Source organism: Sulfurimonas gotlandica GD1 (genome assembly GCF_000242915.1).
Taxonomy (GTDB): domain Bacteria; phylum Campylobacterota; class Campylobacteria; order Campylobacterales; family Sulfurimonadaceae; genus Sulfurimonas; species Sulfurimonas gotlandica.
This window is the reverse complement of the sequence record NZ_AFRZ01000001.1, coordinates 1,873,832-1,894,638: the sequence shown is the minus strand read 5'-3', so window position 1 is coordinate 1,894,638 and position 20,807 is coordinate 1,873,832. Positions and strand designations below refer to the sequence as shown.

Below are 20,807 nucleotides of genomic sequence, written 5' to 3'. Positions count from 1 at the left end.
CTCCTTTATATTGCGTCTAGGGCCTGCTTAATTTTAATAGCTTGAATATGTTCTGCCACATCATGAACACGAATTATTGAAGCGCCATTTCTGATTGCTTCTAGATGCAAAGCCAGAGTACCAGCAAGTCTATCTTTAGGTAATGACTTTGATATTTGATCTATCATAGATTTTCTCGAAGCACCAACTAAAATTGGCTTATTTAGAGTTAAAAAATGCTCCAGATGCTTTATGAGCTGCAGGTTTTGCTCTAATGTTTTTCCAAAACCTATGCCAACATCTAAACTTATATCTTTAACACCAAAACTCTCAGCTTTTTCTATTCTCTGCTCAAAAAAAGTATACATATCACTAATAATATTTTCATATTTAGGTGCTATCTGCATTGTTTGTGGCGTTCCTTGCATATGCATGATTATAGCTCTTGCATTATAGTTTGCAACTAACTTACAAATCTCATCATTTGCTAGTCCAGTTATATCGTTAACTATTTTAAAACCACTATCCAGCGCTTGTTCTACAACTAATGGCTCGTAACTATCGATGCTAAAGTTAACTCTTTCATATAACTTTTGTTCTTTTATTGCCTGAAGTATTGGTTTAACTCTACGCAACTCTTCTTTTGCATCTACTAGTTTTGAATTTGGTGCTGAAGATACTCCGCCTATATCTATAATATCTGCACCATCTTCTATCATCTTCTCTATTGAGAAAATAGCATCACTATCTACAAATCTGCTTGAAGAGAAAAAACTATCATCATTTGCATTTATAACACCCATAATCTCTATTTTTTTTGCTTTTTTTATTTTAATAAATTCATCTAGTTTTTTTGCTAGGATTTTTAATCCAAATGGCTGTGCCAACTCTTTTTTACTCAGAGTCTTTAACTGTGCAGTTGTAGCTATCAAAATACAATCAACAAGAGGTGTCTCGGCTACTATTGTTCCTTTTGGAACAGCTAAATCAGCACCGATAGAGAGAGCATCTTGCTTTAATATATTTGCAGCACCAACATGTAAGTCTCTAATATAGATAATGTGATTAGTCATTTTTGAAGCTAATATGTTAACTCCAGCACCATCTACACCTAACTCTGTTAAATATTTTTTCGTCTCTATGTTATTTGATAGTTTCTCAATTTGCATCTATAAATCCCATAAGAATAAGTGCTAAAACACTCTGCGGTCTTGAGTTCAACTCTAAAAGTCTATATGCCATATCAAAGTTATCCAGTTGCTTTTGAGAAAGGATTAACATATCCACGACTGTTGCTCTATTGTAAAGAGCTTCAACTGTTGCCTTCGCTTCATTTCTTGTAATTCTAGAATTTGTTTTTAAAAATGAAAATACAGCATCATAATCCAATCTGGCAAGGTTAAGTTCACACTCTTTCTCAATTTGTGACAATTGACCTTTTATTATTGGAAGTCTAGAGCGAACTGTTGGAAGAAGATTTGATTTTGTTGGGGAGATTATTATAAATTCTATATTTCTTGGCGGCTCTTCTAAAACTTTTAAAAGAGAGTTTTGAGAGACTGCATTAAACTCTAAAGCGCCTAAAATAATATACTTAGTTTTAGATTCACTTATGTAAGCTTCTGCTACAACAGCTTTTGCATGTTCAATAAGAAACTTCTCTTGCACAAAAGCAACAACTCTGTTTGATTTTAGCAACAGTTTTAGCTTTTCAACCTCAGCTTCAATATCACTGGAGATTAAAATATGCCCTTTTATAGTATCAGGATCCAACATCCACTTCTCCAAATATTGTAGCATTAAGCGACGCGTCAAAAAGTTTATAAAGTTGTAAAAGTTTGATATCTATAATTGGGTCGTAAGATTTCAATGTAAAACCATTGTGAAACTCTTCATCAAAAATCCAAAAATAGCTGTTATCTTTCCTTTTAGCAATGTCAGCTCTTTTGTCATCACCCTTTCCTATATACCAAAAGAAGTAATCATCTTTGTAAGAGAGTGAAATCATATCTTCAACTACGTCTATCATCTCTCCACCACTAACGTGTTTATAGTGTTGGTAAAGGCTATCCATGCTTACAATTGGTAATAGCGGTCTATCAAGATTCATAGCATTGATTGAAGATAAGATATACGTCTCCAACCATTTTCTTTTTTCATCAGTTATAAGAATAATAGTTTTACCGTTTAAAATCTGCTCTAGAGCTAAGGATAGAGGGTTAGTCCAGTCAAATCTTTGCTCTTCTAACCAACTAAGGGATGCTCCATCTTCTCGAATAACATCCAAACTCCACTGTGCAAAATCCTGCATTAACTATTACTTGTCCAGCTCATACGCATTATGCAGACTTCTAACAGCAAGCTCCGCATATTTTTCATCTATTACCATAGAAACTTTTATTTCTGAAGTTGAGATCATATTTATGTTTATATTATCATTTGCCATTGTTAAGAAAGCTTTTGCAGCAACACCAGTATGTGATTTCATGCCTACACCAACAATAGAGACTTTACAAATTTGTTCATTGTAAGAATCAGCCTTAATTTCACCACTTTTTACGAAGCCATCTACAACATTTTTAGCATCATATAGGTCACCTTTAGCAACTGTAAAGTCAATATTTGTTGTGCCATCATGAGCTTTATTTTGAATAATCATATCAATGTTTACATCGCTTGCAGCTAATTTACCAAATATATCTGATGCTATTCCTGGTCGATCTGTTACACCCATTAAAGAGATACGAGCCTGATTTTTATCTAATGCTATTCCGCTTACTAATGGTTTTTCCATGATATTTTCTTCCTTTGTTATTAGTGTTCCCTCTTCATTTGAGAAACTTGTTCTTGTTACTAGATTTACATTTAATTTTTTTGCTAACTCTACTGAGCGATTTTGAAGTACTTTTGCACCTAAAGATGCTAATTCCAGCATCTCATCATAAGATATAAGGTCTAGTTTTCTAGCCTTTGGTTCTATACGAGGATCAGTTGTGTAGATGCCACTAACGTCCGTATATATCTCACAAAGGTCTGCTTTTACAGCCCCAGCAATCGCAACAGCACTTAAATCACTGCCTCCACGACCAAGTGTAGTAACATTACCTTCAAGCGAGACTCCCTGAAAACCAGCAACAACAATAATCTTGCCCTCTTTCAGAGCATTGTTCATAGTTGTAGGATCTATCTCCTCTATACGTGCTTTAGTATGAAGATTATCTGTAATAATTCCAGCTTTTCTGCCAGTCATAGAAACAGTATTATGCCCCATTTCATTTAAAGCAATAGATAAAAGAGAAGCTGTTACTCTTTCTCCAGAACTAAGTAACATATCCATCTCAGCTCTTGCTGGATTAGATGAAAAATGTTCCGCATATTCAACTAGTTTATTTGTCTCTCCACTCATCGCAGATACAACTACAATCACATCATTACCAGCTTTTTTAGTCTCCGCTACACGATTTGCCACATTTTGAATGCGTTCTAAATCACCGACACTTGTTCCACCAAATTTTTGAACTATTAACATCTAAAGATAACCTTCATTTTTGAAATGTTTAATCACAGTCTTATAGACTGCCTGCTTAAAAGATGCACTTAAGTTTAAAGCTACATCTACACTAACAAATTTATAATCACTAAATTCAGGATGAGCAGTATTTATATCTATCTTCGCACTCTTTTTTAATTTTACTAAAAAATATTTCTGCTTTTGTCCCTTATAGGGTTTCATATTCTTAGCTATCTTAGGAGGAAAATCATATGATATCCAGGTAGGATATTCAGCGATAATCTTGACTTTATCAGTACCTATCTCTTCTTCTAGCTCACGAAAAAGTGCTTCATGTACTTCTTCACCTTCATCTATACCACCTTGAGGAAACTGCCATATATCAGTTAAATCATTTCTTTGCGCTATAAAAATCTCTTTTTTTTGAGGATAATTGTTTGAAACAATAATCATCGCAACATTAGGACGATATAAATCTTTTTCGTTCATTTAAACACCTAAATTTATAATAAACGCGATTATACTAAAGTAGCTATTAAAAGAAGTTAAACTATATCGTAGCTTTCTGCACTCTTTGGCTCACCATATAAATAACCCTGTATGTAGTCCACTCCAAGCTCTCTAACTTTTTTGTCTAATTCTTTTGTACTTACAAACTCAGCTATTGTCTTAATACCTGCATTTTTTGCAAAAGATAAAAGTGCTGTTATCATATGTTCAACATTTTTATCTATGTTTAATTTTTCTATTAGAGAACCATCCAGTTTTATATAATCAATGTTAAGCTTTATTATATTGGTAAAGTTTGAGTACCCTGAGCCAAAATCATCTATGGAAACCTTGCAGTTATACTCTTTTAGCATTAGTATAAAATCTTCTATGAGCTCATAATCTTCTATATCTTCTGACTCTACAATTTCAAATGTTATTCCATCTCCACCATATTTTTCAAGTCTATTTTTTATATATGCCTGCATACTTTCTGAGTTGATATTTTCGTATGTAATATTTATAGAGATATCTGTTTTCTTTTTAGCATAAATATTAAATACTTTTTGCATCATTTGTCTTGTAAAAAACTCAAAAGTATTGTCTTGTTTTGCAGAGTCCAAAAAGTAGTATGGAGTTACTATCTCTCCTGTGTCAGTGAGTAGTCTAGCCAATGCTTCATATTTTAATATCGAGTTATCTCTTACATCTATAATAGGTTGAAAATAAGGGATTATATTTCCGCTATGTAGTGCTTTTTTGTAAACTCGAAGCCTATTTAATGTTGACTTCTGAAGCTCTAAAGTAGTCTGGTTATTCTTATATATTATTAGATTCTTTTTAGCCATAATAGCTTCTTGCAAGACTATATCTGCTTGATTAAATATGTTCAACATTCCATAAGATACACCGGCTGTAAAATCTGGGACCAAATAATTCTCATCATCTGCATAGTAAATATTTTCATCACTATTTGTTAAAATAGAGTACTTAAGAAGTGCCAAATATTTATCGAAAAGAATTCTTGAAGTTACTAAGATCGCAAACTCTTGCATATTTAAACTATAGAGAGTCACATTATCATCTATGATAATCTGACTTAACTGTTTTGCCTTTTGAGAGACCATATCACCAACTGCTTCAATTCCATATAAATCTTTAATAGAGTTAATCTGATTTATATGAAGAAGAACTAACATAGCTTCTTCTTGAATTAGCGAGAGGTCATGAATGAGAGATTGTCTATTAGGTAATTTTGTAATAACATCTAAGTTCTTAAGTGTGTTTATTGAAGATGTATTTACATTATAAACCACTCTGTTTCGTCCACCTTCTTTTGCTTTATAAAGGTTGTTGTCTGCTAAATTATATAAATCTTCATTTGACATAATATTTTCAGAGCCATCAATATTTACAGCACCGATAGAGATAGTTATAAATTTTGAGACTGAGCTCTTTTCATGTTCTATTTCTAATAGTTCAACATTTGTGATTAGTTCTAATGCTATTTTCTCTACTTCTTTATCTGTAGCGTCTGAGATAAAAACAGCAAACTCTTCCCCACCAATTCTAAAAACATCTTCTACTGAATCACTTATATTTTTTTTAATTTCTGTAGCTACCATTTTTAAGACTTTATCGCCTTTTACATGTCCGTAAAAATCGTTATAATCTTTAAAAAAATCTACATCTATTATAAGAAGTCCAAACTTCTCTTTTCTCCATATTGCACTCTTAAATTCTCTTTTTAAAGAGTAATCAAAATATCGTCTGTTATGGATTTCTGTCAGAGCGTCAGTAATTGACAGAGATTCTAGTCTTTTAGTGTTAGTAATATCTTGCACAATAGCTGTATAACCTATTTTTTTATGGTTGATATCATAAAGTGGACTTATTGTTGAACTAATCCAATACTCTTCACCTGTGTATTTATTATTTTTTAGCTTTCCTGTCCACTCTTTATCTGCCAAGATTGTTGCCCAAAGATTTTTTATAATATCTGGATTTGCTCCCTCATTCCTAAAGATACTATGATTTTTTCCAATCACTTCATCTCTAGTGTACCCTGTAAAATTCATGTATGCCTGAGATATATCTATAATTTTTCCGTTTAAATCAGAAACGGTCATAAAAATATTTTCATCAATAATTCTATTTTTTTGCTTTAATAGAAAATCTCGTTTATTGAATTCAGCTTCTAGCATGATTTTCTTAGACAAATCTATCAATGGATTTATTAAGTCATCTACACTTATTACAGGTTTAGTGATAAACCTATCAATCCCGGTATTGATTGCTTCCATCAAGTACTCTTGGCTATCATGTGCTGTCAGTAGCACTAGCAGTTGATCTGTATTTATCTCTTTAATTTTTTTACACATATCGACGCCATTCATTTTTGGCATCTCTATATCACTAACAACTATATGAAAGTATGAGTTTGTTGCTTGATAAGACTTTTCGTAAAGCTCAAACCCCTCTTCTCCATCTCTTGCAATCGTGATATCTTTAAAATAATATTCTAAAATTTCTAGAGTTGACTCTCTTACATCATCGTTATCTTCAACATATAAAAGTTTGATGTTCTTTAATAATTTTGTATCTTGATTCATAAACCATACTTTTTTAGTTATATTATAATAATATTTAATGACCAATTATATATCTTTATTCTTTTAGTAATATTAAACTTTGCTATACTTTCATGCTAAATAAGGACAATAAAGAATGCTACTATATATTCATATTCCATTTTGTGATTCTAAGTGTTCATACTGTGCTTTTAACTCTTATGTAGACAAGTTTCATCTTAAAGAGCAATACATGGATGCTCTCTTAGCTCAATTAGATTTTGAGCTTAAGAGATTTGATGCAAGTTCTAAATCAATAGAATCTGTCTTTATAGGTGGAGGTACCCCCTCAACAGTTTCACCACAACTATATAAACCTATATTTGAACTGATAAAACCATATCTTCAAAATCATATAGAAATAACAAGTGAGGCGAATCCAAACAGTGCGACAAAAACTTGGCTGCAGGGGATGTTTGACTTAGGTGTAAACCGCATCAGTTTTGGAGTTCAGAGCTTCAACGACAAAAAATTAAAACTCCTAAATCGTGCTCACAATGTCCAAGATGCAAAAAAAGCAATATTAAACGCACATAATATAGGTTATAAAAATCTTTCCTTAGATTTGATATATGCAACTCTTGGAGATACTAAAGAACTTTTACAAAACGACCTAAAAACAGCTTTTTCACTACCCATAAACCATCTTAGCGCTTATGCTCTGACCATAGAAGAAGGCACACCGTTTGAGTCAAAGCCTTATATGTCCAAAGAAACATTAGAACTTACAAATTGGATTTTTGAGACAATAATAACATCAGGGTTTAAACAATATGAGATAAGTAATTTTGGAACATACAAAAGTACTCACAATACTGGATATTGGGAATATAAAGACTATATAGGCTTAGGAAGTGGAGCAGTTGGAAAACTTGGACTACAAAGATTTTATCCAACTAGCGTTGTAGAAGATTATATAAAAAATCCTTTTGACATAAAAGTCGAAGATTTAACTATTGAAGATAAAAAAATAGAGCAAATATTTCTAGGTCTTCGCTCATTCATTGGTGTAGAGACTAGCATTTTAAACTCTAAAGAACAAAAAAGAGCTGATATTCTAGTAGATGAAAATAAACTTTACTTTGAAAATGCTACATTTTACAACTATGACTACCTTTTAGCAGATGAGATTGCACTTTTCTTGACTTCTTGAAGAAAATTTAATCATTGTTTAGCTAAACTCATGCTCTTAAATTATAATTTTGAAGGTTCAATATGTTTGGTATGGGGTTTACAGAGATACTCATTATTGCTGTTATTGCCATCTTGTTTCTAGGTCCAGATAAACTTCCTAGTACCATGGTAGAAGTAGCTAAATTTTTTAGAAGCGTTAAAAAGACTATCGTTACAGTTAAAGATTCTTTAGAAGAAGAGTTAAATGTAGCAGATATAAAAGAAGAGGCATTAGCTTACAAAAAAGAGCTGCTTAGTGCAAGTGGTGAACTCAAACGTGTAACTGATGTTTCTCAGATAGGAGCTTCTCTTACAAACTTAAGTGATGATTTTTTAGATGATGAGATTGAGTCGAAAACAAAAAAAGAGAAAAAAGAGCCTGTTAAACCTGAAAAAGTAACTTTTGAGAAAAAAAGTACAAAAATAGAAAAAGAAGATGCTGCTGATGTTTGATGATTTAAAACCACACTTAGTTGAACTAAGAAAAAGATTAGGGATATCCGCAGGCAGCCTGATAGTTATGTTTTTTGTTATGTTTTACTTTCACGAACCAATCTTAGAATGGATGGTAGAACCTCTAAATGTTGCACTTTTAGAAGTTGGAAAAAAATCTGTTCATGCTGCAGAAGGTATGATTACAACTTCTCAGGTTGGTGGAGCGTTCTTCGTTGCATTAAAAGTTTCATTTTTTGCAGCTATTGTAGGCGCTCTTCCTATAATTTTAGCTCAGATATGGCTATTTGTAGCACCAGGTTTATATGCCAACGAAAAAAAGATGATCATTCCTTTTATAGTTGGTGGAACAGTAATGTTTTTAATTGGTGTTTTGTTCGCCTATTATATCGTTACACCTTTTGGGTTTGATTTTCTCATCACCTTTGGTAGTTTCAAGTTTACACCGCTTATAAATATAGAAGATTATGTAGGATTCTTTACAAAAATCATGTTTGGATTTGGACTAGCTTTTGAGCTGCCTATATTCGCATATTTCTTGGCACTACTTGGCATGATCGATGACAGAATGATGAGAGACTTTTTTAAATATGCTGTTGTTATCATATTTATCGTTGCAGCACTTTTAACTCCACCTGATGTGCTTACTCAGATGCTTATGGCAGGACCGCTAATCATACTTTACGGATTTTCAATTATAATTGTTAGACTTGTTAACCCTGCTCCTCCACTTGAGGATGAGGACGAAGATGAGGACGAAGATGAAGATGAAGTAGTTATTGCACTAGAGAAAAAGAGTGAATAACCCAGAGTTACTTACATCTAGCTATGACTTCATTCTTCCAGATGAACTCATAGCAACCCATCCAGCCTCTCCTAGAGACCATGCAAAACTTTTAGTTTATAACCGCAGAACAAATGAAATTAAACATTGCCATTTTTACGATTTTGAAAAATATATCCCCAAAGATTGTGCACTTATTTTTAATGACACAAAAGTTATTAAAGCAAGACTTTACGGACATAAACTTAGCGGTGGTAAAATCGAACTTTTAATTAACAAACCCCTAGATGCTAATAATATAAATGTATATATAAGAGGCAAAGTAAAAGATGAGACGAAAATCTTGTTTGATGAAGATTTAGAAGCTGTTGTTCTAAAATTAAACGATGATGGAAGCAGAGTTGTAAACTTTTTTCAGAAAAATAAACTTCTAAGATTTGAAGATATTTTACCAATCATTGATAGAATCGGTCATATACCACTTCCTCCATACATTCAAAGAGAAGATAATGCCGAAGATGCTTCGGAGTACCAAAGTGTTTTTGCACGCCAAGAGGGAGCTGTAGCAGCACCAACAGCATCACTACACTTTACCGAGGAACAACATGAAAGAGTCTGTAAAAACCATGATCATGCATTTATAACTCTTCATGTTGGAAGTGGTACATTTAAGCCTGTTGAGGCCCAAACAATTACAGATCATCCAATGCATTCAGAGTATTATGAAATCTCTAATAAAGCTAAAGAATTGCTTGATTCTGACAAACCAATACTTAGCATCGGTACAACATCAACAAGAACTGTTGAGTTTTATGCCAGACACAAAGAAATGCAAAGAGGAGAAGCAAACCTTTTTTTGCATCCAAACAATAAACCAATAAGAGTTAATTACCTTCTTACAAATTTTCACCTGCCAAAATCAACTCTTTTAATGTTGGTGGCTTCTTTTGTAGGCGTTGAAAAAGCGCAGCAGCTTTATGCAAATGCAATAAAAAACAACTATAGATTCTACTCTTATGGCGACGCAATGTTGATACTATAAGCTAGAAATAACTCTTCCGTTTTCTATAATTATCTCACCACTTAGTTCTGCTTCAAATATTTTGTTTGGATACTTTTTAAGAGCATCATCATAGGTAGGATTTGTTTGACAATAATTTTTAAAATCATCTATCATTACTGATGCATTAATTTCATGATTTGCATATTTAGATACAAACTCATCTATGTCATATATAGCTTTTGCATTACCTGTTTTTAAAAGCTCATTCGTCGCACTACTCTCCCCTATTCTATGGGCAAATACATATATCTCTTTATTCATCTTTAGAGCAAATTCTATACTTCTCATACTTCCACTATTTAGCTCAGCTTCCGCTACAACCAAAACATCACCAAGGGCAACTACAAGCTCATTTCTAACTACAAAACTCCAAGGAGTAGCACGGAAATTTTCTTCAAACTGACTAAGCAAAAGTCCATCATTTTCAATTGTGCTTAATAAATTTTTATTTATAGTTGGATATTTTATATTTATTCCGCATGGAAGGACAGAGATTGTATTTGACTCACCTGCTCCTTTGTGTGCTATTGCATCGATGCCCATTGCACCACCGCTAACTACGCAGATGCCATTTTTTGACAATTTAGCTGAGAGTTGATGTGTAAGTGAGCGAGAGTATTTTGATGGTTTTCTACTGCCTACGATAGAAATTTTAGTTTTTTTCAATAGTTCAAGATTGCCACTGAAAAAAAGCTCTTTAGGATAGCTTTTCATAGTTTCTAGTTCGCAAATATGTTCTTGAACTATTTTCATTCTAATAAAGCCTATCTATATAAACTAACTCTACATCTTTAAATAATTTCTTCGACTCATGAAGAGCTAAAAGTGTGTTTGCATGTGGATGCCCTATAGCTATTGCAGTTCCATGAAGTTTAGCAACTTGAATGGCTTTTTTTATCTGAATAATTATTGAAACTTTATCCATTGTATGATCTAAAAAGACATCCCTTGCAACATAATTAAGACCTAAATTTTTCATAACCGTTGGTGCTTTTGTGTCAGCTGTTGTTCTGCTATCTATAAAATTTATATCTTCTGATTTTAGCGCATAAATCAGTCTATTCATTGCTAGTTCATTTGATGTAAATTTACTTCCTGTATGATTGTTAATATATGAAACTCTTGGAAATTCTTTTTTAATATCTTTAACTCTTTGAGATATTTTAAAGTCTGAATCACTTATTCTAAGTGTCATAGGCTCTTCTGCACTAAAGTTCTGTGCTTCCATTGGTAAGTGAACCATATAAACATTCTCTTTATCAGCAAGTTTTGCAGAGTTCGGACGAAGTTTACTAGGAGGTAAAAATGACATAGTCAAAGGTATGCCCAAACTCTTAATTGCGTTTACATGTGAACGTACACTAACATCATCTATAATAATTGCTAATTTTGGCTTAGAAGAAGTTCTAATAACATCTCTTTTTGGTGCTTCTGGAGGTTCAGGAAGAGTGCCGTCACCATATTCATGCGCAGCAGCTCCAGTGTCAATTTTACTCTCTTTTTTTAGAACATCTTTTAACCTTGTATTAACACTTGACTTATCTTTTTTAGAAGTTGCTATTTCAAGTTTTTGAAGCATAGAGAGTCTTTTTTTCTTATCAATTGCAGTTTGATTTTCTATATCGTTTTTAGCATCTTTATAGCCAATATAATAGCCTCCAATAATGGAGCTCAATACCAGTGCAATCACTGCTAATGTCCATGCTACGTATGTTAAAAAATTATTACTGCTTGATTTTTGTCTTTTTCTTTTTGCCATATAAATCTATAATCTCCAAAATTTTCATAACTATATCCAAAAAAATAAAAATATAGCATATATATGACAATTAGCCATACTTATAATATAACGAGCTTTTTTTAAGCATACATTATGTATAATCCCGCGTTCCTTTCTCTTTGTATTACTAATAAACTAGTGATATATACACATCCGAAAGGGAAACAATGACTTTAAGTCAAATACCAAAAGGAGATTATACTCTATGAGAAACTACGAAAACTTAGTTATCGTTAAACCAACATTTACAGCTGAAGAAATTCAAAGTAGCATCAAAGCTATTGAAGAAGTAATAACTTCTAACGGTGGCGAAATAGCTACTACAGATTCAATGGGAATGAGAAAATTAGCATACCCAATAAATAAAAACGAGCGTGGTTACTACCATGTTATCTATTACTCTATTGCTCCATCTGCAATTAGTGAAATCGAAAGACGTTTCCGTATTAATGAAGATCTTCTTCGTTTTGTAACTATCAAATATGACACAAACCGTGAAATAATTGCATGGAACAAATTAGTTGAAAAAGCTCAGAGAAAAGCAGCAGCACCAGCTAAAGAGGAAACTCCAGTAGAAGAAGCACCTGTAACTGAAGAAGCTCCAGTAGAAGTAACTGCAGTTGAAGAAACTCCAGTAGCAGTTGAAGCGGCAGCTGAGTAATCAGCAAAGCCTAATAAATTAAGGAAAGCTCATGTTTAATAAAGTAATATTAGTTGGAAACTTAACTAGAGATATCGAACTTAGATACTCTCAAGGTGGTATGGGAATAGCAAAAACTGCTATTGCAACTAGCCGCAAATTCACTGTAAATGGTGAAAAGAAAGAGGAAATATGTTTTGTAGATATCACTTTCTTTGCTAGAAGCGCAGAAGTTGCTAACCAATACCTTCGTAAAGGGAGTAAAATCCTAGTTGAAGGAAGACTTAACTTTGAACAATGGGCAGATCAAAATGGACAAAAACGCTCTAAACACTCTGTAACAGTTGAAACTATGCAGATGCTAGACTCGAAAGGTGACAATCAAGGTGGTGGATACCAAGCTCCTGCACAAAATAATGATGCGCAGAGCTATAATCAGCCTCAAGGTCAGCAAACACAAAGTTACCAACAGCAACCAAGCTATGGTAATAATGAACCTCAGAGTCAACAAACGCAAAGCTATAAGCAACCGAGTGGTGGAAATGGTTATGGACAACAACAAGCGAATGCTCAAAGTCGCCAGATGCCAAGTAGTGATTCTGTTCCTGTGATCGACATCGATGAAGATGAAATTCCATTTTAGAAAATAGATAATAAAGGAAATAACATGGCTGAAAAAAGAAAATACAAAAAAAGATATTGTAAATATTGTGAATCAAAAGTTGATTTTATGGACTACAAAGAAGTAGGAGCACTACGTTTCTCTCTTTCTGAGCGTTATAAAATCATGCCTCGTCGTCTTACTGGAAACTGTAAACGTCACCAAGACATGATTACAGTAGTAATTAAAAGAGCTCGTGCAGCAGCATTAGTTCCTTATACTGTAACTAGAAAAGCAGTTGTAACTGCACCATTCGAAAACCTAAGATAGGTTTTTTTGGTGCAGTTTCTGCACCACTTTTAATTAAATTCCTTTAATAATCTATCAACACTAACTTCTACTAAAACTAGGAATATTTTTTGCTTATACTTAGTAAAAAAGTAGTTATATGCGCATTTTTATCATTTTATTTTTACTACTAACTTCCCTCTATTCAAAAGGTTCTGATTTTTCAGTTGTGATAAACAAGCCATTTAATGATGCTCTGCTTGATATCACTCAAGACTATGATAGACAGATAAGTGCTGTTGGTTTTTCCAGAGAGTACAAACAATCTTCTAATAACCAATCTAATACATACACAAATGCTTTTGATTATTTATCTAGTGTAGCTGATGCACATGGCCCTCAGATGCAGCTAGTGAAGATAGATAAATATGCAAACCTAACACTTAATAAAGCAACAAAGATGTCCAGTTTTAGCGAAGCTATTGCTGTAATTAAAACACCCTCAAATGGATATTTCGTTGGTGGATATACACTTGATGGCTCACTTATAATATTAAAACTTGATTCTAATGGCAATATTATTTTTAACAAGTCATTTGGAACAAAAAATTATGACAGAATGAACAATCTAGTTAAACTAAGCGACGGTGGTGTTTTAGCTATCGGTTCTTCAATCACTTCTCGCTCTACACATGACGGTTTATTTGAAACTGGGCTTGGACTTAATGACATCTACTTAACACGCTTTTCAAAAGATGGAAGAAAGCTTTGGAGCAAAAAGTATGGTACCCAATATGATGATAGAGGAATTGATGCCGTGGAGGCATTTGATGGCTCTATATTAGTTTTAAGCACTACTAGTTATGAGAATAACAAGAATGTTACTCTTATGCGTATAACTGAAAATGGAAATAAGGTTTGGCTTAAGCATTATATGGCAGATGAAGTTATTACTCCATATAAAATTATTAAACTAAGAGATAACAATTTTTTAGTTTCTCTTACTCAAAAAGATGAGATGAAAAAAGAGCAGATTAGACTTATTAAATTTGACTTGCAAAAGAATGTACTTATAGATCAAAAAATTCATACGGCATATTCAAGTGGCCTCAAAGATATTAAAGAGTATTCAGATGGCTCTCTTGTCGGAGTTGGCTATGTAAATGATACATACAATACTGATGCATTAGTTATGATGCTAGACAGTGGACTTGATATGCTTCATCAAGAGCACTACGGTGAAGAAAACTATGATATTTTTAATGCCGTTACGATACTTCATAACTCCCAAGCTGCAGCGGCTGGAATATATACATATAAGGACTCACAAGAATCTAATATGTGGGTAGTTAAATTAAATAGAGATGCAACCATCGCCCAAAAATCAATAAATAGCGTAAACATATACGAAGAACTTGTAAAACTTTTTAAAGATGAGATAGCATCTGGGAAGATGATAATCAAAGAAGATTTAAGCATAGAGTTTATGGATAGTGCACTCTACTTTAAAGTTTCTCAGTATGAACTAACAGATAAACAAAAAATCTATTTAGATAAGTTTTCAACTAAACTAATCCCGTTTCTACATAGGACACAAGAGTATATTAATACTTTAGAGATAAATGGGCATACATCTAGTGAATGGAATGGTGATAATTTCACAAGCAGATATCTTAAAAATGAAAAGCTATCTATGAACCGTTCTTACTCTACACTTAGTCATATATTTAAAAATCAAGATTTGAAAAAACAAATTTGGCTTACAAATATTTTAAAAGGGAGTGGTCTTAGTTACTCTAAAAAGATTATGAGAAGTGAGAATGAGAATAGAGAAAAATCTAGAAGAGTCTCATTTAAAATTATTTTGAAGTAGTTTTACGCGCAAAGCGCGTAAACAAAAGTTTAGTTATTTATTAAGCGCTTATGCGTCAAATGTTAAAGCAGATTCTCTAAAACTCAAACGAACTTTATCTTGTTTTAGTTTCTTATATAATTTAAATTTTGCCTTTTCAAGCTCTTCATCATTTAAAGAAAGTTCAGATTTAAGCTCATCATTTTCTATCTGTGCGCTATCCATTGCAAAAAGTTTCAACTCTTTTTTTGTAAGTTTAGCTTTTAAAACTCCATATAAGAGTTTATCATCTTCAATAAGTATTTCAATATCCATTTTACAAAATCTTGCAATCATCTGTCTAAAATTATTTTCGTTATTGTACTGTCTCCACACTGAGCTTTCTAGCATTATATTTTCTCCAATATTAGTGTTAAATTTTTTTCTTTTATTATTATATTTGCTTCTTTTTCTAAGATTTCTCTTGCACAAAAAGCGACTCTTGTTCCAGCGTGTGCAAACATACTAAGGTCATTTGCTCCATCACCACATACTAATGTTTCTTCTTTACTAACACCTAAGATGCCTTGTAATCTTTGCAACATATCACCTTTAGAGAAGTTAAACATCATATCTCCTCCAACAAGTCCAGTAAGTTTTCCATCTTTTTGGTGCAGTACATTTGAGAAGTCTGCATCGTAGCCTAAGATATCTTTTGCATAGCCTGTTGCACTTCTAAAACCACCACTAAAACATACTACTTTTATGCCTCTTTTTTTAAGCTCTGCGATAGTCTCTATAGCACCTGGCATATATGGTAGATTTTGACTTATTTTCTCAACAACACTATAGTCAAGTCCCTTTAAAAGTCCAACTCTTTGTTGCAGAGACTCAAAAAAATCAAGTCTTCCGGACATCGCTTCTTCGGTTATACGGCTAACTTTTTCACCTAGTCCTAACTCCTCAGCGAAGAAATCAATTGTTTCTCCATCCATTAAAGTTGAATCAAAATCAAATACAGCTAGTTTTAGCATCTATATCACTCACTTTTGTTATAATGTCGCAATTATACCCACTTAGGATTTTTTTTGTTTGATAAACTGATAAATAAACTAAAAAACGACACATATATTACACTTGAGACTACACCTGGACATTCACCGGTCTTCTCTCCTATCATAGACAAAATAGAAGAGTTAGAACTACAAAATTATGTAGATGGTTTTTCAACGACGGACAACCCGCTTGCTAAATTAAAATACAACTCTCTTTTTGCAGCAAAAATGCTTCAAGATAGATTTAACAAACCAGTTATTGCAACTATGAGCATGAGAGATAGGAACAAGATCGCACTTCAGTCTGATCTTCTTGGAGCAAATGAAGTTGATATTAGAGCTATATTAGCACTTACTGGCGATCCTGCGACAATCTCCGACCAACCTCATGCCAAAGGTGTGTTTGAAGCAGACAGCTCTCTTTTACTTGATATCATAAGTGCTTTTAACTCAGGTATGGACTATGCTGGAAAACCTCTCGCTTTTAAGCCAAGAGAGATTTATCCATTTGCTGTTGTAAATTCTTATGCAAAAAATCCAAAAACATTACAAAAAAAGATGCAGAAGAAAATCAAACACGGAGCAATAGGAATAATTACTCAGCCTGTTTATGATTTAGAAAATGCAAAACAGTTACTTGAACTAAAAGAAGCAGCAAATCGTGAATTTGGCAGTGAAAATAAGAGTGCTGAACTTATTTTAGGAATCTTTCCTATTACTAAACTGCGCACTGCACAGTTTTTATCCGCACATGTTCCAGGAATCAATGTTCCTGATAGTTGGATAGAAGCTTTAAGGATCGCTAATGAAAAAGGCGTAGAAGAAGAGTATAAAGTTGGATTTGAGCTTAGTAAAAATCTATTCGATTCTCTTAAAGCGTACCATCCAAAGATTCATTTAATGACTGCAAACCAATTTACACTGGCAAAAGATATTTTAAAGTAATTCTTCTAAATCATGGATATTTTTGATATCTTTTTCTCGCATATCAAAATGTCTGTATGTTATTGTAATACCTGTATCAATTAAAACTTCTTCTAAATTTGATATGTAACTTTCAATCTCAATTTGTTGTTTGTTTAAAATTACAAAATCATCGCCATAAATTCTAAAAACTAAGTCATTACGACCACTACCATCGAGTATTTTTGCAAATTTTTTAAGAAGTTTATCACCCTCAGCCCAGCCATATTTTTTATTGTACTGATTAAAACTATGTAAATAGACTCCGCTTGCATACTTCATATCAAACTCATCTGAATGATTGTACGCTAAAACAAATTCCAAGTACTCTTTATTATATATACCAGTTACTTGGTCTTTATAAAAGTATGCAAATCGCTCTCGTTCTATTTTACTTTTTGGTCGTTGTGTTATTGACATCTCAATTTCAATATCTTCTAGTGCTATAGTAGCCGCATTGACTATCTGTGTGCTGAACTGTTTAGATGACAATGCATTCAACTCTTTGATAGCTTCTTTTACACTTTTTCTAGGTTTATATATTCTGTTGGTAGTCATAGCATCAAAAGCATCTGCAACTGTCATGATTTGAGAGAGTATTGGAATCTCATCACCTTTAAGACCTTGTGGATAACCGCTACCGTCATAGTGTTCGTGATGATGACGAACTATTTCAGCAATTTCTTTATATATATCTACATTACTTAAAAGCTCATAACTAACAACAACGTGCTCTTTAATAATTTCATATTCTAGAGCATTTAACTTGCCTGGTTTTAAAAGAATAGAATCAGGCGTTGAAATTTTTCCTATATCATGGAGCATACAAGCTCTATACATATCATCTACTTTTTCTTCATTAAAGCCCATCTCTTTTGCAATTAGAACTGAGTATTTTGCCACTCTTTGTGTATGCCCAGCCGTATAACTATCTCTCGTTTCTATGATATTTACTAAAGAAAATATATGTTGTTCATAATCTTTAATCTTATCCTCTAAAATTTCTCTTGTTTTTCTTCTTCCATAAAAGATCACACCTAAGCCCAATAAATATATTATGATAATTACACTCGCATTAACTACTGAATGTGAAAATGCTTCTTCATAAAACTTTTTCATTGGGATAGAAACAGAGACACCACCACGAATATCACCAATTTTATAACCTTGAAATGCATGACACTTCAGACATGATTTCTCCGTTACAAGAGGACTTAAATAACGAAAATACTCCTCTGAGTCAATAATCGCTTTTTCATACACCGCCTCTCTCGTTATTTCAACATCTTCCAATGCTTTTTCTTCCCAAGAGTCTGGCTTATTTTTAGGATTCATAAGAATTCTACTAGTGATATGTCCTTTAGTTCCATAAAGTTCTGAGTAGTCTTTCATCATTTGAGATAGAGTATATGCTGGGTTCATAAGAGTTAATTGCTGAGATGCTGACGTGTTTACATCACGATTTTTTATGTGTGAAAGATATGTGTTTGGAAGGGTTTTATCTGTTATTGGCACATATACTCCACCGTGTGAAGCCACCCAAGATCTATATGCTAAGTCTTTGTTAACACTGACAACAGCTTCATGTTTTGCTAAAACATTTGCATAAGCATAATCTTGATACATTAAAACAACTGCTGCACTTAACATTAAAATAGTCCACACCAGAATAACAGCATAAACAACTTTATTTATAAAATGTGCCCTATACCCCATCAGATGTCCTCATATTGTATTATACAACAATTACCAGGAAAGCGTTATATGAGGTTTTGGTTTATATTTTGATATAATCACACTATTATTTTATGCCAAATTTATTAGGAAATATATGATTGATTTAAAGTTACTACAAAAAGATTTTGACACGGTTAGTGCTAAGCTAATTCGTAAAGGTGTAGGTGCTGCACTAATTGAAAAATTAAAGACAAAAAATGAAGAGTTAAAAAAAGCAAAATCAAGCTTTGAAACACTTCAAGCACTACAAAACTCTATGAGTAAAGAGTTCGGTATTTACAAAAGAGAAGGTAAAGATATAAGCGAACTCAAACAGAGAGTAGATGCTAATAAAATCGTAATAAATGAAGCACTAGAAATTCAAAGAACTTGCCAAGAAGAATTAGAAAATATAGCTATGTCCATTCCAAATATGCCAGATGATAACGTTCCAGACGGTGAAGATGAAAATGACAACATAGAGATAAAAAAAGTTCTAACTCCTAAAGAGTTCAGCTTTACACCTAAAGAGCACTGGGAGTTAGCTGAGGAAAATGGTTGGATAGACTTTGAACGTGGTGTAAAACTAGCTACAAGTCGTTTTAGTGTATCTTTTGGAATGGGTGCTAAACTTGAACGTGCACTAATTAACTTCATGCTTAACTTCAACTCTAAAAGAGGGTTTGAAGAAGTTAGTGTTCCTGCACTTGTTAACCGTACAGCATTAGAAGGAACAGGTCAGCTTCCTAAGTTTGAGGATGATCTTTACAAGATTGATGGTCAAGAACTTTTCTTAATCCCAACAGCAGAAGTTCCAGTAACAAATCTCTATCAAGATGAGATTTTATCAGCAGACGAGTTACCTAAAAAGATGACTGCATATACATCATGTTTTAGAAAAGAAGCAGGTGCTGCGGGTCGTGACACACGTGGAATGATCAGACAGCACCAGTTTCATAAAGTTGAGTTAGTTGCTCTGTCAAAACCTGATGAGAGTGAAGTTATATTTGATGAGATGGTAGAGTGTGCATCTGATATTTTAACTGCACTTGAACTTCCACACAGAATTGTTAATCTTTGTACAGGAGATTTAGGTTTTTCAGCTGCTCACACTACAGATATTGAGGTCTGGTTGCCAGGACAAAACCAATACAGAGAAATCTCTTCAATCTCAAACACTAGAGATTTTCAAGCAAGACGTGCAAAAATCCGTTTTAAAGATGGAAATAAAAATTCTATTGTCCATACACTAAACGGCTCTTCTCTAGCTGTAGGACGTACACTTGTAGCTATTATGGAAAATTACCAAAACGAAGATGGTTCTATAGATATTCCTGAAGTTTTAAAACCTTATTTAGGGATGTAATTTAATATTTTAGAGGGTATTGTGCAAAGTGGCTGTCTATTTTCAGCCACTTTTTAATTTTATTTAAAAAAAGATTATTATATAATTTATGCTTCTGCATTTTTCCTATCTATTTCATATTCAGTATTAACAAATAATCTATTTACATTTTCAAGCATTCCATATAAATTCAAATTACGATCACAAATATGCTCTAAAATTCCTCCTTGACTATCAATAAAAATAAAAGTCTCATAGTCATGGTTTTTTTTATCCATAAATGGAGAGTATATAACACAATCTGCATATTCTAATTTAGGATACTTCTTACATGCTTTTGCATAAGTGGGGCATGTATAATTAACCTTTTTAATCTCTAAAAATTCATTTTGAATAGCATTGCATAATCCATCCTGTAAGTGAGGAAACCTATCTGTTAAATTGTCATATTTTAAAATCTTATTCATAACATCCTCCTATCAATTGATATTAATTATTAAAATTAT

Annotated in this window: 22 protein-coding genes; 10 read left to right on the top strand and 12 right to left on the bottom strand. The window is 32.8% G+C overall.

Translation table 11 applies throughout. From position 1 onward, the window contains the following. Nucleotides 1-5: 5 nt before the first annotated feature. The 6 genes from folP to SMGD1_RS09360 are packed head-to-tail and all read right to left on the bottom strand — an operon-like array spanning nt 6 to nt 6,591. On the bottom strand, nt 6-1,148 hold the full coding sequence (folP, locus tag SMGD1_RS09385) for a dihydropteroate synthase (RefSeq protein ID WP_008336052.1): 1,143 nt from the start codon (nt 1,146-1,148) through the stop codon (nt 6-8). Then, on the bottom strand, nt 1,138-1,755 hold the full coding sequence (locus SMGD1_RS09380) for a DNA polymerase III subunit delta' (RefSeq protein WP_008341205.1): 618 nt from the start codon (nt 1,753-1,755) through the stop codon (nt 1,138-1,140). Before SMGD1_RS09380 ends, folP begins: the two co-directional genes overlap by 11 nt. Next, nucleotides 1,742-2,290: a HobA family DNA replication regulator gene (locus tag SMGD1_RS09375; protein ID WP_008337029.1), complete on the bottom strand. Its 549-nt coding sequence runs from the start codon at nt 2,288-2,290 to the stop codon at nt 1,742-1,744. The genes SMGD1_RS09380 and SMGD1_RS09375 overlap by 14 nt, the downstream gene beginning before the upstream one ends. Before the next feature lie 6 nt (nt 2,291-2,296). Continuing rightward, nucleotides 2,297-3,508: an aspartate kinase gene (locus SMGD1_RS09370; RefSeq protein ID WP_008335299.1), complete on the bottom strand. Its 1,212-nt coding sequence runs from the start codon at nt 3,506-3,508 to the stop codon at nt 2,297-2,299. Continuing rightward, nucleotides 3,509-3,979, bottom strand: a complete 471-nt coding sequence (locus tag SMGD1_RS09365; protein WP_008341204.1) for an RNA pyrophosphohydrolase — start codon at nt 3,977-3,979, stop codon at nt 3,509-3,511. Between the two features lie 56 nt (nt 3,980-4,035). Continuing rightward, complete coding sequence (locus SMGD1_RS09360; protein ID WP_008335755.1) at nt 4,036-6,591, bottom strand: EAL domain-containing protein; 2,556 nt, start codon at nt 6,589-6,591, stop codon at nt 4,036-4,038. 115 nt (nt 6,592-6,706) lie between these two features. Between SMGD1_RS09360 and hemW the strand changes: the two genes are divergently transcribed. From hemW to queA, 4 genes are all read left to right on the top strand, one after another. Next, entirely contained in the window at nt 6,707-7,762 is a 1,056-nt protein-coding gene (hemW, locus tag SMGD1_RS09355; protein ID WP_008336955.1) for a radical SAM family heme chaperone HemW, read from the top strand. 62 nt (nt 7,763-7,824) lie between these two features. Further along, nucleotides 7,825-8,235, top strand: a complete 411-nt coding sequence (gene tatB / locus SMGD1_RS09350; protein ID WP_008341188.1) for a Sec-independent protein translocase protein TatB — start codon at nt 7,825-7,827, stop codon at nt 8,233-8,235. Further along, a complete protein-coding gene (tatC, locus tag SMGD1_RS09345) occupies nt 8,228-9,040 on the top strand; it encodes a twin-arginine translocase subunit TatC (RefSeq protein WP_008336543.1) in 813 nt (270 codons plus the stop codon). The genes tatB and tatC overlap by 8 nt, the downstream gene beginning before the upstream one ends. Next, nucleotides 9,033-10,061, top strand: coding sequence for a tRNA preQ1(34) S-adenosylmethionine ribosyltransferase-isomerase QueA (gene queA, locus SMGD1_RS09340; protein WP_008336129.1), 1,029 nt, complete (start codon nt 9,033-9,035; stop codon nt 10,059-10,061). The genes tatC and queA overlap by 8 nt, the downstream gene beginning before the upstream one ends. Here the strand turns inward: queA and SMGD1_RS09335 are convergent. Together SMGD1_RS09335 and SMGD1_RS09330 are read right to left on the bottom strand one after the other, a co-directional pair. Next, nucleotides 10,056-10,835 carry a DNA-processing protein DprA gene (locus SMGD1_RS09335; protein ID WP_008341186.1) on the bottom strand — a complete coding sequence of 260 codons (780 nt, stop codon included), beginning with the start codon at nt 10,833-10,835 and terminating at the stop codon, nt 10,056-10,058. The two genes, queA and SMGD1_RS09335, sit on opposite strands and share 6 nt — an antisense overlap. 1 nt (nt 10,836) lies before the next feature. Continuing rightward, a complete protein-coding gene (locus SMGD1_RS09330; protein WP_008336069.1) occupies nt 10,837-11,841 on the bottom strand; it encodes a divergent polysaccharide deacetylase family protein in 1,005 nt (334 codons plus the stop codon). A 226-nt stretch (nt 11,842-12,067) separates the two neighbouring features. Here SMGD1_RS09330 and rpsF point away from each other — a divergent pair, with 226 nt between their 5' ends. From rpsF to SMGD1_RS09310, 4 genes are all read left to right on the top strand, one after another. Continuing rightward, complete coding sequence (gene rpsF / locus SMGD1_RS09325; RefSeq protein WP_008336807.1) at nt 12,068-12,523, top strand: 30S ribosomal protein S6; 456 nt, start codon at nt 12,068-12,070, stop codon at nt 12,521-12,523. 31 nt (nt 12,524-12,554) lie between these two features. Then, nucleotides 12,555-13,145 (top strand): single-stranded DNA-binding protein, encoded by a 591-nt coding sequence (locus tag SMGD1_RS09320; protein ID WP_008337020.1) that lies wholly within the window; start codon nt 12,555-12,557, stop codon nt 13,143-13,145. 24 nt (nt 13,146-13,169) lie between these two features. Continuing rightward, nucleotides 13,170-13,433: a 30S ribosomal protein S18 gene (rpsR, locus tag SMGD1_RS09315; protein ID WP_008336893.1), complete on the top strand. Its 264-nt coding sequence runs from the start codon at nt 13,170-13,172 to the stop codon at nt 13,431-13,433. 118 nt (nt 13,434-13,551) lie between these two features. Continuing rightward, nucleotides 13,552-15,264, top strand: a complete 1,713-nt coding sequence (locus tag SMGD1_RS09310; RefSeq protein ID WP_008335266.1) for an OmpA family protein — start codon at nt 13,552-13,554, stop codon at nt 15,262-15,264. Nucleotides 15,265-15,312: 48 nt separating this feature from the next. Here SMGD1_RS09310 and SMGD1_RS09305 read toward each other — a convergent pair whose 3' ends face one another. Together SMGD1_RS09305 and serB are read right to left on the bottom strand one after the other, a co-directional pair. Next, the gene (locus SMGD1_RS09305; RefSeq protein ID WP_008337030.1) at nt 15,313-15,633 is read right to left on the bottom strand and encodes a hypothetical protein; all 321 of its coding nucleotides are present in this window, start codon (nt 15,631-15,633) and stop codon (nt 15,313-15,315) included. Then, entirely contained in the window at nt 15,633-16,256 is a 624-nt protein-coding gene (serB, locus tag SMGD1_RS09300; protein ID WP_008335642.1) for a phosphoserine phosphatase SerB, read from the bottom strand. The genes SMGD1_RS09305 and serB overlap by 1 nt, the downstream gene beginning before the upstream one ends. A 54-nt stretch (nt 16,257-16,310) precedes the next feature. On the opposite strand from serB, the gene SMGD1_RS09295 reads away from it, so the two are divergent. After that, nucleotides 16,311-17,222: a methylenetetrahydrofolate reductase gene (locus SMGD1_RS09295; RefSeq protein ID WP_008341180.1), complete on the top strand. Its 912-nt coding sequence runs from the start codon at nt 16,311-16,313 to the stop codon at nt 17,220-17,222. Here SMGD1_RS09295 and SMGD1_RS09290 read toward each other — a convergent pair. After that, entirely contained in the window at nt 17,214-18,956 is a 1,743-nt protein-coding gene (locus tag SMGD1_RS09290; protein WP_008335570.1) for an HD domain-containing phosphohydrolase, read from the bottom strand. The genes SMGD1_RS09295 and SMGD1_RS09290 overlap by 9 nt on opposite strands. A gap of 115 nt (nt 18,957-19,071) precedes the next feature. Here SMGD1_RS09290 and serS point away from each other — a divergent pair, with 115 nt between their 5' ends. Next, on the top strand, nt 19,072-20,322 hold the full coding sequence (gene serS, locus SMGD1_RS09285; RefSeq protein WP_008335837.1) for a serine--tRNA ligase: 1,251 nt from the start codon (nt 19,072-19,074) through the stop codon (nt 20,320-20,322). An 86-nt stretch (nt 20,323-20,408) separates the two neighbouring features. Here the strand turns inward: serS and SMGD1_RS09280 are convergent, their stop codons facing one another. After that, complete coding sequence (locus SMGD1_RS09280) at nt 20,409-20,768, bottom strand: hypothetical protein (protein ID WP_008336673.1); 360 nt, start codon at nt 20,766-20,768, stop codon at nt 20,409-20,411. Between the last annotated feature and the right edge of the window lie 39 nt (nt 20,769-20,807).